Origin of the sequence: Nocardioides nematodiphilus, assembly GCF_020216525.1 — a bacterium.
GTDB classification, from domain to species: Bacteria; Actinomycetota; Actinomycetes; order Propionibacteriales; family Nocardioidaceae; genus Nocardioides; species Nocardioides nematodiphilus.
This window is the reverse complement of the sequence record NZ_JAIWOY010000002.1, coordinates 485,651-500,597: the sequence shown is the minus strand read 5'-3', so window position 1 is coordinate 500,597 and position 14,947 is coordinate 485,651. Positions and strand designations below refer to the sequence as shown.

Sequence of the window (14,947 nt, the reverse complement as noted above, 5' to 3'; positions counted from 1 at the left end):
TGTACGGGTGAGCGATCGACTCCGTCCCGTCGCCACGCCGTCGTTCGACGACTGGGTGGCAGTGCGGGGTGCGTCGCTGCTCCGGTTCGCCTACCTGCTCACGGGCAGCCAGAGCGAGGCCGAGGACGCGGTCCAGGGCGCACTCGAGCGTGCCCTCGCGTCCTGGCCGCGCGTCTCGAGGACCGAGGACCCCGAGACCTACGTGCGCCGCATGATCGTCAACCAGCACATCTCGCTGTGGCGGCGCTGGCGGCGCCGGGTCATCCCGGTGGTCGAGGTGCGCGGGACGACGCCCGACCCGGCCGATGAGGTCGCCGGCCGGGAGGTCGTGCGCAACCTGTGCGCGGGCCTGCCGCCCGCGCAGCGCGCGGCCGTGGTGCTGCGCTTCTACCAGGACATGGACTACCGCGAGATCGCCGTGCTCCTGGGCTGCGCGGAGTCCACCGCCCGATCGCACGTCCATCGGGCGCTGCAGGTGCTGCGGCGCGAGCTGGCGAAGAAGGATCGTGATGACTGATCCGGAGCAGACCCTGCGGGAGCACCTCGCGCGGCTGGCCGACGAGGTCGCGACCGGCGCGCCGTTGGCGCAGCGCGCACGCGCGGGCCGCCGTCGTCGCCTCCGCGGGCGGCTGGGCACCGCGGCGGTCGCGGTCCTCGTGGTGGCCGGTGCCGGTGCGGTCACGGTGCCGCGGCCGGACGGCAGCGGTGCGCCGCCGAGCCCGGGTGGGGCGACCCCGGCCGCCCGGGCCCCCGATGGGGCGTCCGAGGTGCGGGGCGGCTACCGCCTGGAGGTGTGGCGCGACCTCGGCGTCTACGTGCCGGCGACCTGGGGCTGGGGAGGTGCGCCGGGCGCGTGCGGCGTGTTCCCGACCCGGGGCGCTGACGGGCACAGGCTGGGCGAGGGCGAGACGGTGCCCGGGTACGTCGGCCGGCCGGTGGCCCAGGTCCCACGTTGCCCGAAGCCCCAGGGCGGGCGGCCAACGGTCCCGTACGTCTGGCTCGGCGGCCACGTGCCCGTCGGGACGGTCGACCTCGGCGGCGGTTGGGTACAGCAGACCCGATCGATCGGCGGCATGACGGTGACCGTCGGCAGCCCGGACGCGCACCTTCGCCGGAGCATCCTCACCTCGGCGGCGGTGATCCCCACGGGGCCGTGCAGCACGACCCTCGCCTCGCCGCCGACCGCGGACGAGGTGTCGACGGGTGACTCGAGCGCCGCGACCTTCGTGCCCGACAGGATGACGGTGTGCGCCTACCGCCCGACCGGGTCCGGCTACCAGCTCGTCTACCGGCAGGACCTCGATGCCGGGGCGGCCGAGGCACTCGTCGCGGGTGTGGATGCGGCGCCTCCGGCGGGGGAGTTCAGCTGCGTCGACGCCAGTGGCGGAGAGTGGGCGCTCCTCCACCTTCCGGGGGAGGACGGAGGCAGCCGCGACTACGTCGTGGACCTGTCCTGCCCGAGCATCACGGACGGCACCGGGCTCCAGCACCTGCTCACCCCGGAGGACGTCGTGCCCTGGGCGGTCGACGGGCTCAACGCCGTCCTGGACGGCAACCCGCTCATCGACGTGCCCGGAGTGCTGATCGGCGGTTGAGCGCGAGGCGACCAGGAGAGCGACAGCGCCAGCGAGGAACAAGCTCCGGCGCCGGCCGCGGGCCCGGGAGTCAGGTCCGAATCGCCTGGTCGGTCGCCGCCTGTCGGGCGCGGTAGGCCGCGACCGCGTTGCGGTTGCCGCACGCCACCGAGCAGAACCGCTTGGACCGGTTGCGCGACAGGTCCAGGACGACGCCCTCGCACGTGTCGTCCGCACACGTGCTGAGCCGGGCGTGCTCATCGGCGCGGATGACGTCGATCATCGCCATCGCGGTCTCGACGCGGATCCGGGTCGCCAGCGGCGCCTCGTTCCCGACGGCGTGGATGTGCCAGTCGAGGGGGGCGTGCCGGATCAGCTGCGGCACCGCGCGCTCCTCGCTGAGGACCGCGTTGACCCGAGCGACCGCCTCATCGCGCTCGCTGAGCAGGAGCGCCCGCAGCTCCGGGCGCAGGGCACGGACCTCGGCCAGCTCGGCACGGGTGCGGTCGTGGCGCCCGGTGTAGCCGAAGCGCTCGTAGAACGCATCCAGCTCGGCGACCGCGGTCATCGTCTCCGGCGGCTGGGCGCTGTTCACCAGGGCGACCGCGGCGAGGAGCGACTCCTCGGTGTCATGAGCGAAAACCACATTGACAGATTACCGAACGCCTCCCTAATGTCATGAGCGATGGTCACTTACGCCAATGACAGGCTCGTCCGCGTCCCCGCCGCACGATTCGGGCGCGGGCTGCTGCTCGCCGTCCTGTCGGCGGTCAGCTTCAGCCTGTCCGGCTCGATCGCCTCGAGTCTCTTCGAGATCGGCTGGACGCCGGGGTCGGTGGTCCTGCTGCGGGTTGCGCTCGCGGCGGTCGTGCTGGCGCCGTTCGGTGCGCACGCGCTGCGTGCGCATCTGCGGGCGGCCCCGCGCGGCACCCTGCGCCGTGAGCTTCCGACGGTGGTCGTGTACGGCGTGCTCGCGGTCGCGGCCTCGCAGTTCTGCTACTTCTCCGCCGTGCAGCACATGGAGGTCGGGCCGGCGATCCTGATCGAGTACACCTCGCCGGCCGCCGTCGTGATCTGGCTCTGGCTGCGACACGGCCAGCGGCCCGCGCCCCTCACGGTCGTGGGGGCCGTGATCGCCGCCGCCGGCCTGGTGCTGGTGCTCGACCTGGTCGGCGGGGGAGTCGGCCTGAGCCTGGTCGGCGTGCTGTGGGCGTTGGGCGCGATGATCGGCGCCTCGGTCTACTTCGTGCTCAACGCCGAGGGCGGCATCGACCTGCCGCCGATCGCGCTCGCGTGGCTCGGCCTCGTCGTCGGGTCGGTGGTCCTCGGCCTGCTCGGCCTCGCCCACCTGATGCCGCTGCACGCCGCGCGAGGCACCGTCGAGCTCGCCCACACCCAGATGCCCTGGTGGGTCGCCGTGCTCGTGCTCGGCATCGTCACCGCCGCGCTCGCGTACGCCGCCGGCATCGTCGCCGGCCGCCTCCTCGGGGCCCGGCTGGCCAGCTTCGTGGCGCTGATGGAGGTCGTCTCCAGCGTGCTCTTCGCCTGGCTCCTGCTCGACGAGCTGCCGGTCGGCGTGCAGGTCGTCGGCGGTCTGCTGATCCTGGCGGGCGTGGTCGCGGTGAAGCTCGGCGAACCCGCGGCCGGTGAGCCCGACGCCGCCGATGCGCTGGCGGTGGTGAGCCGTACGGCGCTCTCGGAGCCGGCCGGGCGCGACTAGCGGTAGAGCTCCTCGTCGATGCTCGCCACCTCGCCGTGCCGGCGCAGGTTGGCGGCCGTCTGCGAGCCGGCGCCGATGCCCAGGACGGCGCGATTGCCGAGCCAGAAGACCGATGACATCGGCATCAGGTTCGTGGTGCCGTCCGGGTTCAGGCTGCTGAGCAGGACCACAGGAGTCCCGAAGTAGAGGATCGCCGGGTCGATGACGACCTTGTTCGTCTCGTGCTCGGGGCGCAGGGCGGAAGCAGTCACAGCGACGATGCTCGCCGAGTCACCGGGCGTGCTCCGGCGGGATTCGGACGTCGCAGCGGCGCGGCTAGCGTTCGTCCTGTGCCTTGACGAAGACCTCGCGGACGAGCATCAGGATGGCCGCGGCGGTCGGGATGGCCAGCAGGGCGCCGACGACACCCATCAACGAGGCGCCGACGAGCGCGGCGATGACGGTGAGGACGCCGGGGATCTCCACCGAGCGTGACATCACGCGCGGGTAGATGACGTAGTTCTCGAACTGCTGGTAGGCGATGTAGAAGATGGCCGCGATGACCCCCGTCTGCACCGAGTCGGCGAAGCAGATCGCGGTCACGATGACGGCGCCGATGGTGGCGCCGATCATCGGGATCACGTCGGTGACCATCACCACGAACGCGAGCGCGACGGCGTAGCGGCCCATCCCGATGCTGAAGAGCAGGATCAGGGACGTGATCCCCGCGCACAGTGCGATCACGAACGCCCCGGAGACGTAGCCGCCGATGCCCTCGATGATCCGGTCGCCGAGCTTGCCGACGCGCTCGCGGCGCGAGCCGGGCGCGAGGCTGTACGCGGCCTTCTTGAGCGTCTCGAAGGAGCCCAGGAAGTAGAGCGTCAACACGATGATGATGAAGCTGTTGAAGAACGCGTTGAGCACGGCCAGGCCGACGCCGAGCACGCCGCCGAAGACACGGCTGGCGAAGTTGCCGTTGGTGACGAACGACTGGATGTGCTCGATGAACCCGTACTGCTCGTCCAGGTCGCGGACGCGCTGATTGTGCTGCAGCCGGTCGAGCCAGTCGGGGGCGCTGCTGCCGATCGCGCGGACCTGGTCGGCGATCACCGGTGCCAGCGCGAAGACGAAGAGCGCGATCATGCCGATCACGCCGACGATCACGACGAGCACCGCCATCGAGCGACCCAAGCCCCGGCGCTCGAGCCAGCGCACCAGCGGATCGAGGCCGGCCGCGATGAAGAGCGAGACGACGATCAGGATCAGCGTGCTGCCCAGCGAGATGAAGATCCGGCTGAAGGCGTAGGCGGTGAGCAGGCCGAAGCCGCCCAGGAGCCCCACCATGTAGGGCGCCTTGCGGTCGAACGGCCGCCCCCGGTGCCCGAGCTCCGGCGCGGGCGCCGGCTGCTCGGTCTCGGGCTGCTGCGCGTCGGCGACCGCCGTCTCGTCGCTCACTCAGCGTCCTTGTCGGACTCCTGGTCCTGGCCGAGGCCGGCGAGGAGCTTGCTCAGCGGCGCGAGCTGGGCGGTGATCGCGTCGCGGCGCTTGGCGAGGCGCTCGACCTCGGCGCGGATCGCGGCCAGTCCGCGCTCCGCCTCGGCGTGACCGGCGGAGGCCAGCGTCTCGGCCTGCGATCGGGCGCTGCTGAGCAGGTGCTCGGCCTCGCGCTTGGCGCGCGTGACGAGGCCCTCGGCGTCGGCCTCGGCCTGCGCACGTTGGCTGGCGATCTGAGCGGACGCCTGGCGGGCGCGCTCCTCGGCCGCGGAGGCGCGGGACTCGGCCTCCTCGACGAGGCGGCGGGTCTCGGCCATCGAGCTGTTGTGGTGGTCGGTCGCCTCGCGGGCGAGCCGCTCCTTCTCCACGGCCAGCATGCGGCGGGCCTCCTGGACCTCGCGGTCGGCACCGGCGCGGGCCTGCTCGACCTCGCGCTGGGTGGCGGCGCGCAGCTCGGTCGTCTCCTGCTGGGCGGCCAGGCGCAGCTGGTCGGCCTCGCGCTTGGCGGAGGCGAGGAGGTCCTCGGACTCGCTGCGGGCCAGGGCCCGCTCCTGCTCGGCCTGGGTCGTCACCCGGGCGCGGTGGTCGTCCATCTCCTGGTAGTGCGCCTTGCGCAGCTCGTCGACCTCGCGCTGCGCGTCGTTCTTGATGGCGGCGGCGTCACGGGTGGCCTGGTTCTTGATCTCGGTCGCGTCGCGCTCGGCGGCGTCCTTGATCTCGGCCGCCTCCTCCTCGGCGAGGCGCAGCATGGCCTCGGCGCGACCGCCGAGACCGGCGTACGAGGGGTTGGCGGACTCGGCGAGCTGCTCGCGCAGCGAGGCGATCTCCTTCTCCAGGTCCCCGAGGCGCTGCTGCGCGCTCTGGGCGGCGCTGTGCGCGGCGGCGTGCGCGGCCGTCAGCTGCTGGATGCGCGCGTCGACCGTGGCCGGGTCGTAACCGCCGCGGCGGACCAGGGGGAGCGGCGAGGAGGCGACGCCGGGGACGGTGGGCGTCGCCGGGCGCTGCGGCGGTGTCGTCGGAGCGGCACCGCTCGGTGCGGGACGGCTCGTCGGGGCGCTGGTGGCGGGGGAGGACGTCACGCGAGGCATGACCTGGGTCCGGTCACTCGCCTCACCGGCCGGAGCCTTCTCGGCGGCCGGCGCGGCGGCCTTCGGAGCGGCGGGCGCGCCGGGGGAGGACTTCTGCGTGGCGGCAGCGGCGCCGGCGTCGGCCGGCGTGCTCGGCTTCTTGCCGCCCGCGGCAGTGCCCTTCTCGGCAGCCGGGTTCGGCTCGTCGTCGAAGATAGAAAGGCCCTGATCGCTCATGGTCGGCGTTACCTCTTCCGTGCGGTGGGGGTGAACTGCGTCCAAGGGTCCCACATCGGTGGGCGTCGAACGACGAGGGCCGCCCCGGGATTCACCCCGGGACGGCCCCTCGAAAGAACTGGACGATCGACCAGCTCTTACGGCTCAGATGCCGCGGAACAGGTTGATCTTGTCGAGGTGCTTCTCGCGCAGCTCGGGGTTGCGGACGCCGAGGCCCTCCTCGGGGGCGAGGCAGAGCACGCCGACCTTGCCCTGGTGCTTGTTGTGGTGCACGTCGAGCGCGGCCTGGCCGGTCTCCTCGAGCGTGTACGTGCGCGACAGGGTCGGGTGGATCTTGCCCTGCGCGATGAGGCGGTTGGCCTCCCACGACTCGCGGTAGTTGGCGAAGTGGCTCGAGATGATCTTCTTGAGGTTCATCCACAGGTAGCGGTTGTCGTACTCGTGCATGTAGCCGGAGGTCGACGCACAGGTGGTGATGGTGCCGCCCTTGCGGGTGACGAAGACCGAGGCGCCGAAGGTCTCGCGACCCGGGTGCTCGAAGACGATGTCGATGTCCTCACCGCCGGTGAGCTCGCGGATGGCCGCGCCGAAGCGCTTCCACTCCTTCGGGTTCTGCTGGGTGCCCTCGTCGTTCCAGAACTTCGGAGCCAGCTCGGAACGGTTGATCACCATCTCCGCGCCCATGTTGCGCACGATCTGGGCCTTCTCCTCGTTGGAGACGACACAGATCGGGTTCGCGCCGCCGTTGAGGGCGTACTGGGTGGCGAAGCCACCGAGACCACCCGAGGCGCCCCAGATGAGGACGTTGTCGCCCTGCTTCATGTTGCCGCCGTTGGCGGAGACCAGCTGCCGGTAGGCGGTGCAGTTCACCAGGCCCGGCGAGGCGGCCTCCTCCCAGGTGAGGTGCTCCGGCTTCGGCATGAGCTGGTTGGCCTTGACCATCGCCACGTCGGCGAGGCCGCCGAAGTTGGTCTCGAAGCCCCAGATGCGCTGCGAGGGGTCCATCATCGTGTCGTTGTGCCCGTCGGGCGCCTCGAGCTCGACCGAGAGGCAGTGCGCGACGACGCGGTCGCCGGCCTTCCACTTGGTCACGCCGGGGCCGACAGCCAGCACGACGCCGGACAGGTCGGAGCCGACGATGTGGTACGGCAGGTTGTGCCGGGCGCCCAGGTCGGACTCGCGGCCGTAGCGCTCGAGGAAGCCGAAGGTGGAGACCGGCTCGAAGATCGAGGTCCACACGGTGTTGTAGTTGATGGCCGAGGCCATCACCGCGACGATCGCCTCGCCCGGGCCGAGCTCGGGCAGCGGCACCTCGTCGACGTGCAGCGACTTGCGCGGGTCCTTGTCCCTCGAGGCGACGCCCTCGAACATGTCGACCTCGTCCTTGTGGACGGTGACGGCGCGGTAGGACTCGGGAAGGGCGAGGTTGGCGAAGTCCTCCGGAGAGGAAGCGTCGCTCTGGATCGCATCGAGGATGTGCTGCACAACGGCTCCTGGGATGTCAGAGGCGGGGCTGGTCTCGGCGTAGATTACTGATGAGTAACACGCCTGGGTAGGACGTGTGACCTAAGGCTCAGTGGGCGGCGTTCTGGTGGGGCTCGACGAGCTCGAGGAGCACGCCGCCGGCGTCCTTCGGGTGGACGAAGTTGATCCGGCTGTCGGAGGTACCCCGACGGGGCGCGTCGTACAGCAGGCGCAGGCCGCGGTCCGTGAGGTGGGCCATCGCGGCCTCGACGTCGGTGACGCGCAGGGCGAGCTGCTGCAGGCCCGGGCCGTTGCGGCCGATGAACTTCGCGATCGTCGACTCCTCGTTCAGCGGCGCGAGCAGCTGGACGACGGCGGCGCCGGCGTTCGCGGGGTAGCCGATCATGGCCTCCCGTACGCCCTGCTCCTCGTTGGTCTCGCTGTGCAGCACCGTCATCCCGTAGTTCGACTCGTAGAAGGCGATCGCGTCATCGAGGTCCGGCACGGCGATGCCCACGTGGTCGATGGCGATGAAGAGGCTCTCGGGGATCAGGTCAGTCATGAGGGCCACTCTGGTCCACGCCCAGCGGGCGAGGGAAGATGTGTGAGCATGGGCACACCAGCCGACGGGCCCGACCCCTCCCCAGGATTGCTACTCGTCGGTAATGTCGGAGCCCACTGACCGCTCAGCTTGGAGGCATCATGTCCGGAACCGTCATCGTCGCCGGGGCTCGCACCCCGATCGGCCGCCTGCTGGGTGGTCTGTCGTCCCTCTCCGCCGCCGAGCTCGGCGCGGTCGCCATCAAGGGCGCTCTGGAGAAGGCCGGCGTGAGCGCCGAGCAGGTCGAGTACGTGATCATGGGCCAGGTCATCCAGGCCGGGGCCGGCCAGAACCCGGCCCGTACCGCCGCCGTCGGCGCCGGCATCCCGATGAGCGTCCCGACCATCACCACGAACAAGGTGTGTCTCTCCGGCCTCAACGCGATCGCGCAGGCCGACCAGATGATCCGCACCGGCGAGTACGACATCGTCGTCGCCGGCGGCATGGAGTCGATGACCAACGCTCCGCACCTGCTCCCGAAGTCGCGCGACGGCTTCAAGTACGGCGACACCACGCTCGTCGACTCGATGGTCTACGACGCGCTCTTCGACCAGTTCACCAAGCAGGCCATGATCAACCTGACCGACACGTGCAACGCCGCGTCGAACAAGTTCACCCGCGAGGAGCAGGACGCCTTCGCCGCGCAGTCGCACCAGCGTGCCGCCGCCGCCCAGAAGAACGGCGTCTTCGACGACGAGATCGTCCCGGTCACCATCTCCTCGCGCCGCGGCGACGTCGTCGTCAGCCAGGACGAGGGCGTGCGTGCCGACACCACGGTGGAGTCGCTCGCCGGGCTGCGTCCGGTGGTCAAGGAGGGCACCATCACCGCGGGCTCGGCCTCGCAGATCTCCGACGGTGCTGCCGCGGTCGTCGTGATGAGCAAGGCCAAGGCCGAGGAGCTCGGCCTCGACTACCTGTGCGAGATCGTCTCCCACGGCCAGACGGCCGGCCCGGACTCCTCGCTGCAGCTGCAGCCCGCCGCCTCGACCACCAAGGCGCTCGAGAAGGCCGGCCTGCAGGCCAGCGATCTCGACCTGGTCGAGTTCAACGAGGCCTTCGCCGCGGTCGGCATGGCGTCGGCGCAGCAGCTCGGCATCTCCGAGGACATCGTCAACGTCAACGGCGGCGCGATCGCGCTCGGCCACCCGCTCGGCATGTCCGGCACCCGCGTGGTGCTGCACGTCGCCAACGAGCTCAAGCGTCGTGGCGGCGGCACCGGTGTGGCCGCCCTGTGTGGCGGCGGCGGCCAGGGTGACGCCCTGATCGTCCGCGTGCCGCAGGCCTGACGGGCGCGCTGAACGCCTGAGATGGCTCGTACCGACATCGAGGTCGCCGACCTCGTGGAGACCGCCCGCGGAGGACTCGGAGATCCGGGTTCCTCGCGGGCGGTCGCCCGTTTGATCTCCCTCATCGAGGACGCCTCCGACGCCTCCACGGGACGCCTGCGCGAGGTGATGGCGGCGCTGTCCCCGTACGTCGGGCACGCGCACGTGATCGGGCTGACCGGCGCCCCCGGCGTCGGGAAGTCGACCACCACGAGTGCGCTGGTGCGCGAGCTGCGCGCGGCCGGCAAGCGGGTCGCGGTGCTGGCGGTCGACCCGTCCTCGCCGTTCTCCGGCGGGGCCCTGCTCGGCGACCGGATCCGGATGACCGACCATGCGGGGGACCGAGGCGTCTACATCCGCTCCATGGCCTCGCGCGGTCACCTCGGCGGCCTCGCGTGGAGCACGCCGCAGGCGATCCGGGTGCTCGACGGCGCCGGCTTCGACGTGGTGCTCGTGGAGACCGTCGGCGTCGGCCAGTCCGAGGTCGAGATCGCCGGACTCGCCGACACCACCCTGGTGCTGCTCGCGCCCGGCATGGGCGACGGCATCCAGGCCGCCAAGGCCGGGATCCTCGAGATCGGCGACCTCTACGTCGTCAACAAGGCCGACCGCGACGGCGCGATGAAGGTCCGGCGCGACCTGCGCGGGATGCTCGCGCTCGCCGCGCGTCCCGAGGGCGCCTGGAAGCCGGCGGTGCTGCCCATCTCCGCGCAGAGTCATATGGGGCTCGGCGACCTCGTCGCCGCCATCGCGGAGCACCGCGCCTGGCTCGACGGGTCGGGCATGCTCGCCGTACGGCGCGCTCGCCGCGCGCGCGAGGAGATCGAGGCGATCGCGGTGGCCGCACTGCGCGCGCGCTGGGAGCTGCAGGGTCGCGACCGGCTCGACGAGCTCTCGGCGGCGGTCGCGGGCGGCCGGCTCGACCCGTACGCAGCGGCCGACACCCTCCTCGGCTGAGCACGGGCTGTGTGCTCGGGCGCGCCTCCACCGATCCCAGGCGTCACACCGGCATCATGAGGCCCCATGAAGAAGCTGATTCTCGGGGTGCTCGTGCTCTTTATCGGGTTCTGGCTCTTCCAGGATCCCCACGGCCTGGCCGACACCGCCAAGAGCGCGGGCAGCAACGGCTGGGACGGTGCGTCGGCCTTCATGACCAAGACGATCTCCTTCGTCCAGGACCTGTCCGACTAGGTCATGAGCGCCTTCGGGTCGCCGGACATCCGGCGACACCTCCTTCGTGAGGAGGGCGAGGTCGTCGTCGACGAGGTCGAACGGCACTGGGTCGCCTTCGTCCGCCCTGCCCTCGAGGCGTTCGTCGCCTTCCTGCTGCTCGTCGCCTCGCTGCTGGTCAGCATCGGCGTCGCGTGGGTGCTCCTCCTCGCCGGCGGCGCGGTGGCGCTGCACGCGGGCTGGGCGACCCTGCGCGAGCGTCGTGACCGCTTCGTCGTCACCAACATGAGGGTGTTCCGCATCCACGGCGTGCTCTCGACCCGGCTCGCCACGATGCCGCTGTCGCGCATCCTGGACATCACCGTCGACAAGCCTGTCACCGGGCGGATCTTCGGCTACGGCCACTTCATCTTCGAGTCCGCCGCCCAGGAGCAGGGCCTGCGCGAGATCCGGTACGTCGGGCGTCCCGACGACCGTGACCTCACGATCCAGCGGGTGGTCCAGCGCACCGGCCTGCGTGGTCCCCGGGTCGGGTGACCTCGTGCGTGCGCTTCGCGCACGCGGCTCCCGCGCTCGCGGCCAGCGCCAGAGCTCGTCCCGCGCTCGCGGCCAGCGCCAGAGCTCGTCCCGCGCTCGCGGCCAGCGCCAGAGCTCGTACCTCGCTCGCGCTGTCGCTCGCTTGGTCTCCTAGGATCGGAGCATGACGCAGCAGCCGTTCTCCCGTCCTGGAGCGATCGACCTCGGCGCCCTCCAGCGCCCCGCGCAGCCGCCCGCGGGCGGGCCGGGCCCCGGTGCCCCCGCCGACGGCGCCGCGGCAGCCGGTGGCACCGCGTACAGCGTCGAGATCGGGCGCGACAACTTCCAGAGCACCCTGGAGGCGTCGATGCACGCCCCGGTGCTCCTCGCGTTCTACTCGCCGACCCGGATGCCCGAGTCGGCCCAGCTCGCGGCCGACGTCCGCACGCTGTCGGACGAGTTCGAGGGCCGGTTCCTGGTCGGCCTGGTCGACATCGACACCGCCCCGGAGATCGCCCAGGCGATGCAGATCCCCTCGATCCCGCTGGTCGTCGCGGTCATCGACGGGCGCCCGCAGCCGCTGCTGCAGGACGTCGTCCCCCTCGAGCAGCTGCGCACCATGCTCACCCAGGTCGCGCAGCAGCTGACCGCGTCGGGCCTCACCGGCCGGCACCAGCCGCGCCGCGTCGAGGCGCCCGAGGGCGACGAGGAGTACGTCGACCCGCGCTACGCCGCGGCCCAGGACGCGCTCGGTGAGGGCGACATCGACCGAGCCGTCGCCGAGTACCAGAAGCTCGTCGACGCCAACCCGGCCGACGCCGAGGCGGCGGCCGGTCTGGCGATGGCGAAGGTGCTCCAGCGCACCGCCGGCGTCGACGCCGACGCGGCGCTGGCCGCGGCCGAGGCGGAGCCCGACAACGTCGAGGCGCAGACCCTCGCCGCCGACCTGGACCTGGTCATGGGCCGGGTGGACGAGGCCTTCCAGCGGCTCATCGCCCTGGTCACCCGTGCGGCGGGCGACGAGCGCAACGCGGCTCGCGAGCACCTGATCGGGCTCTTCGGCGCCGTCGGCAACGAGGACCCGCGGGTGCTGAGCGGGCGGCGCGCCCTCGCCTCGGCGCTCTTCTGAGGTCGAGAGGTCACTTCTCGCGGCTCGAGAGGTCACTTCCTGCGGGACGAGAGGTCACAGCCGGGCGCCCGCCTCACACAGCGCGCCCAGCAGGGCGGCGATCGTGGGGGAGTCGGCCATGCTGCGCCGGTGCAGGGCGACCACGGCACGGGTCGGCACGGGATCGGTCATCGGCACCGCGACGAGGTCGTCGGCCAGTGGCGCCCGGCCCAACCGTGGGATGAGCGCGACGCCCAGGCCGGCCCGCACGAGCGCGAGGTGGGAGTCGAACTCCATCGCGACGTGCGCGAGGCGGGGGAGGCGCCCGGTGCCGACGTACATCCGGTTGAGCCACTGGCGACAGATCGTCCCCTCGGGCGTGGCGATCCAGCCCTCCTCGACGAGGTCCTTCGGGGTCAGCGCCGCGCGGTCCGCGAGCCGGTGCGTGCGCGGCATGATCACCTCGGCCAGATCGAGCCCGACCCGCGTCGCGGCCAGGTGATCGGGGATCTGGAGCGCGACGTCGCCCCAGCTGTGCACCAGGCCGAGATCGGCCTCGCCGCGGGCGATGAGGTCGATGGTGTCCCAGGGCTCGCTCTCGACGAGTGCGACGCGCAGGGCGGGGTGCTGGGCGAGGATCGTGGGCAGCGTCGGCGCGACGAGGCCCCGAGTGGCGGTGGAGAAGACCGCGAGCCGTACATCGCCGGCGACCGTCTCGGCCTGCTGGTGCAGGCCCGCCTCGAGCTCCTCGAGGTCGGCGAGCAGCCGGGTGCCGTGCTCGACCAGATGGCGTCCGTGGCGGGTGAGCATCACGCCGCGGCCGACGCGCTCGAGGACCGGCACGCCGGCGCTGCGCTCCAGGCGCTTGACCTGCTGGGAGACCGCGCTCGGCGTGTAGCCGAGTGCCTCGGCCGCCGCGACCACTGAGCCGTGGGTGGCGACGGCGCGCAGGGAGACCAGCGCATCCAGATCGATCATGAAGCGATGCTAACGGGTTGGGTGCAATTCTATTCGCTGGTCCTTCATGGTTGTGGCGGCGACGATGGATGCCATGAGCCGCCGTGACTCGCTCCTCGCCGCCCTGGTCGCCTGCATCTGGGGCTTCAACTTCGTCGTCATCGACTGGGGGATGGCGCCGCGGGGCGGGCACCACGTCCCGGCGCTGCTCTTCGCGGCGATCCGGTTCGCCCTGGTGGCGTTCCCGGCGCTGCTCTTCGTCCCGCGGCCGCAGGCACCGTGGCGCACGATCCTGCTGGTCGGCACGTTCATGAGCATGGGCCAGTTCGGCTTCCTCTACGCCGCGATGCACGCCGGGATGCCGCCGGGCCTGGCCGCGCTGGTGCTCCAGTCGCAGGTCGTCTTCACGATCGTGATCGCGGCCGGCGCACTGGGCGAGCGGGTGAGCTCGGCCCAGGTCCTCGGCATCAGCCTGGGCGTGGTCGGCCTGGTCACCGTCGCCCTCGGCCGTGGCGGTCACGTTCCGCTCGGGGCACTGTTGCTCTGCGTCGCGGCCGGCCTGTCGTGGGGCATCGGCAACGTCATCGCCCGTGCCGCTCGGGTGCCGGGCGGTCTCGGCCTCGTGGTCTGGTCGGCGCTCATCGTGCCGGTGCCGCTGCTGGGCCTCTCGCTGCTGCTCGACGGCCCCTCGGCGGTCGGGCAGGGGATCGTCCACCTCGGCTGGCGCGGCGGGGTCTCGACCGTCTACACGGTCGTGATGAGCACCCTGGTCGCGTACGGCATCTTCAACACCCTGCTGGCCCGGCACCCCTCGCACCGGGTGGTGCCGTGGATCCTGCTGGTGCCGCCGGTGGCGATCGCGTCGGCGTGGACGCTGCAGGGGGAGGTCCCGAACGCCGCCGAGCTCGCGGGCGCGGCGCTGCTGATCCTGGGCGTGATGATCGCCCAGGGCGTCCTACGCCTCCGGGTGCGCCCGGCCGCTCTCGGTGTACGGCGCCCCGCGCCCGTGCGCCCGCGCTAGCGCCGACTCGATCCGCCGCGCGGTAAAGTCGGCGGCGAGCTCGCGGACCTCGGCCATCGTCTTGAACTCCGCGGCCCGGATCTCGTTGGGCTGCAGCACCAGCTCCGCGGCCAGGTCCGCGGGCTGGACGCCGCCGTCGAAGACCAGGCAGACCGCGTCGTCCCAACCGCTCCACGGCGGCAGCCAGTCGGTGAGCAGCAGCTCGCCCGCGGGGATCTCGACGCCGAGCTCCTCCTCCAGCTCGCGGCTGACCGCGAGGCGGGGCGACTCGTTGAGCTCGACGACGCCGCCGGGCAGGTCCCAGTCCTTCTTGTACGTGAGCTGGCACAGCAGGACACGGTCCTGATCGTCGCGCACCAGCATCTGCCCGATCGCGCGTTTGCGGGGCAGGAAGGAGTTGAGCAGCGAGCGGAAGCTCTGCGGGTCCTCGAGCGGGACGTCGGAGGCCAGCCGGGCGTAGACCAGCCGGTCCTGGGGCTCACCGGAGACGGTGACGCCACGCATGGTGCCCTCGCGCTGCATCCCGGCCCAGGCCGCGACCCGCTGCGCGGTCTCGTCGCGCGGGTCGAGCAGCACCTCGACGCGGGCGTGCGCGGTCAGGGCCGCCGCCACCTCGCGCCGTACGACCGAGGCCGGCACGTAGGCGGGCCACTCGATCCGGGCGACCCCGTCGGCCACCGTCGTCACGATCGTCAGCGGCTCCTCGGTCACGCG

The 14,947-nt window shown here is 71.9% G+C and carries 17 protein-coding genes; 9 read left to right on the top strand and 8 right to left on the bottom strand.

The features are described from left to right. Positions 1-7: 7 nt before the first annotated feature. Both KSO98_RS05465 and KSO98_RS05460 read left to right on the top strand, forming a co-directional pair. Complete coding sequence (locus KSO98_RS05465; protein ID WP_225283998.1) at positions 8-517, top strand: SigE family RNA polymerase sigma factor; 510 nt, start codon at positions 8-10, stop codon at positions 515-517. Then, a complete protein-coding gene (locus KSO98_RS05460) occupies positions 510-1,595 on the top strand; it encodes a hypothetical protein (RefSeq protein WP_225283997.1) in 1,086 nt (361 codons plus the stop codon). The genes KSO98_RS05465 and KSO98_RS05460 overlap by 8 nt, the downstream gene beginning before the upstream one ends. A 70-nt stretch (positions 1,596-1,665) precedes the next feature. On the opposite strand, the gene KSO98_RS05455 is transcribed toward KSO98_RS05460, so the two are convergent. After that, entirely contained in the window at positions 1,666-2,220 is a 555-nt protein-coding gene (locus tag KSO98_RS05455; protein WP_225283995.1) for a CGNR zinc finger domain-containing protein, read from the bottom strand. 39 nt (positions 2,221-2,259) lie between these two features. Here KSO98_RS05455 and KSO98_RS05450 point away from each other — a divergent pair, with 39 nt between their 5' ends. Beyond that, entirely contained in the window at positions 2,260-3,294 is a 1,035-nt protein-coding gene (locus KSO98_RS05450; protein WP_225283993.1) for an EamA family transporter, read from the top strand. On the opposite strand, the gene KSO98_RS05445 is transcribed toward KSO98_RS05450, so the two are convergent. The 5 genes from KSO98_RS05445 to mce form a co-directional block, all read right to left on the bottom strand. Beyond that, positions 3,291-3,545 (bottom strand): flavin reductase family protein, encoded by a 255-nt coding sequence (locus tag KSO98_RS05445; protein ID WP_225283992.1) that lies wholly within the window; start codon positions 3,543-3,545, stop codon positions 3,291-3,293. The two genes, KSO98_RS05450 and KSO98_RS05445, sit on opposite strands and share 4 nt — an antisense overlap. 64 nt (positions 3,546-3,609) lie before the next feature. Then, positions 3,610-4,728, bottom strand: coding sequence for an AI-2E family transporter (locus tag KSO98_RS05440; RefSeq protein ID WP_225283991.1), 1,119 nt, complete (start codon positions 4,726-4,728; stop codon positions 3,610-3,612). Next, positions 4,725-6,071 (bottom strand): coiled-coil domain-containing protein, encoded by a 1,347-nt coding sequence (locus tag KSO98_RS05435; RefSeq protein ID WP_225283990.1) that lies wholly within the window; start codon positions 6,069-6,071, stop codon positions 4,725-4,727. The genes KSO98_RS05440 and KSO98_RS05435 overlap by 4 nt, the downstream gene beginning before the upstream one ends. Positions 6,072-6,215: 144 nt before the next feature. Continuing rightward, on the bottom strand, positions 6,216-7,556 hold the full coding sequence (ccrA, locus tag KSO98_RS05430; RefSeq protein ID WP_225283989.1) for a crotonyl-CoA carboxylase/reductase: 1,341 nt from the start codon (positions 7,554-7,556) through the stop codon (positions 6,216-6,218). An 88-nt stretch (positions 7,557-7,644) separates the two neighbouring features. Then, complete coding sequence (gene mce, locus KSO98_RS05425; protein WP_225283988.1) at positions 7,645-8,097, bottom strand: methylmalonyl-CoA epimerase; 453 nt, start codon at positions 8,095-8,097, stop codon at positions 7,645-7,647. 140 nt (positions 8,098-8,237) lie between these two features. On the opposite strand from mce, the gene KSO98_RS05420 reads away from it, so the two are divergent. The 5 genes from KSO98_RS05420 to KSO98_RS05400 all read left to right on the top strand — a co-directional run bounded on the left by KSO98_RS05420 (position 8,238) and on the right by KSO98_RS05400 (position 12,276). After that, positions 8,238-9,422, top strand: a complete 1,185-nt coding sequence (locus tag KSO98_RS05420) for an acetyl-CoA C-acetyltransferase (protein WP_225283987.1) — start codon at positions 8,238-8,240, stop codon at positions 9,420-9,422. Positions 9,423-9,443: 21 nt separating this feature from the next. Next, positions 9,444-10,418 carry a methylmalonyl Co-A mutase-associated GTPase MeaB gene (gene meaB, locus KSO98_RS05415; protein ID WP_225283986.1) on the top strand — a complete coding sequence of 325 codons (975 nt, stop codon included), beginning with the start codon at positions 9,444-9,446 and terminating at the stop codon, positions 10,416-10,418. A gap of 66 nt (positions 10,419-10,484) precedes the next feature. Then, complete coding sequence (locus tag KSO98_RS05410) at positions 10,485-10,652, top strand: hypothetical protein (protein ID WP_225283985.1); 168 nt, start codon at positions 10,485-10,487, stop codon at positions 10,650-10,652. 3 nt (positions 10,653-10,655) lie between these two features. Further along, positions 10,656-11,168 (top strand): PH domain-containing protein, encoded by a 513-nt coding sequence (locus KSO98_RS05405; RefSeq protein ID WP_225283984.1) that lies wholly within the window; start codon positions 10,656-10,658, stop codon positions 11,166-11,168. A 163-nt stretch (positions 11,169-11,331) separates the two neighbouring features. Continuing rightward, complete coding sequence (locus KSO98_RS05400; RefSeq protein WP_225283982.1) at positions 11,332-12,276, top strand: tetratricopeptide repeat protein; 945 nt, start codon at positions 11,332-11,334, stop codon at positions 12,274-12,276. Between the two features lie 54 nt (positions 12,277-12,330). Here the strand turns inward: KSO98_RS05400 and KSO98_RS05395 are convergent, their stop codons facing one another. Next, positions 12,331-13,233, bottom strand: a complete 903-nt coding sequence (locus KSO98_RS05395; protein WP_225283981.1) for a LysR family transcriptional regulator — start codon at positions 13,231-13,233, stop codon at positions 12,331-12,333. Positions 13,234-13,306: 73 nt separating this feature from the next. On the opposite strand from KSO98_RS05395, the gene KSO98_RS05390 reads away from it, so the two are divergent. Beyond that, positions 13,307-14,233 (top strand): EamA family transporter, encoded by a 927-nt coding sequence (locus KSO98_RS05390; protein WP_225283979.1) that lies wholly within the window; start codon positions 13,307-13,309, stop codon positions 14,231-14,233. Here the strand turns inward: KSO98_RS05390 and KSO98_RS05385 are convergent. Further along, positions 14,168-14,944: an NUDIX hydrolase gene (locus KSO98_RS05385; RefSeq protein ID WP_225283977.1), complete on the bottom strand. Its 777-nt coding sequence runs from the start codon at positions 14,942-14,944 to the stop codon at positions 14,168-14,170. The two genes, KSO98_RS05390 and KSO98_RS05385, sit on opposite strands and share 66 nt — an antisense overlap. Positions 14,945-14,947: the final 3 nt, after the last annotated feature.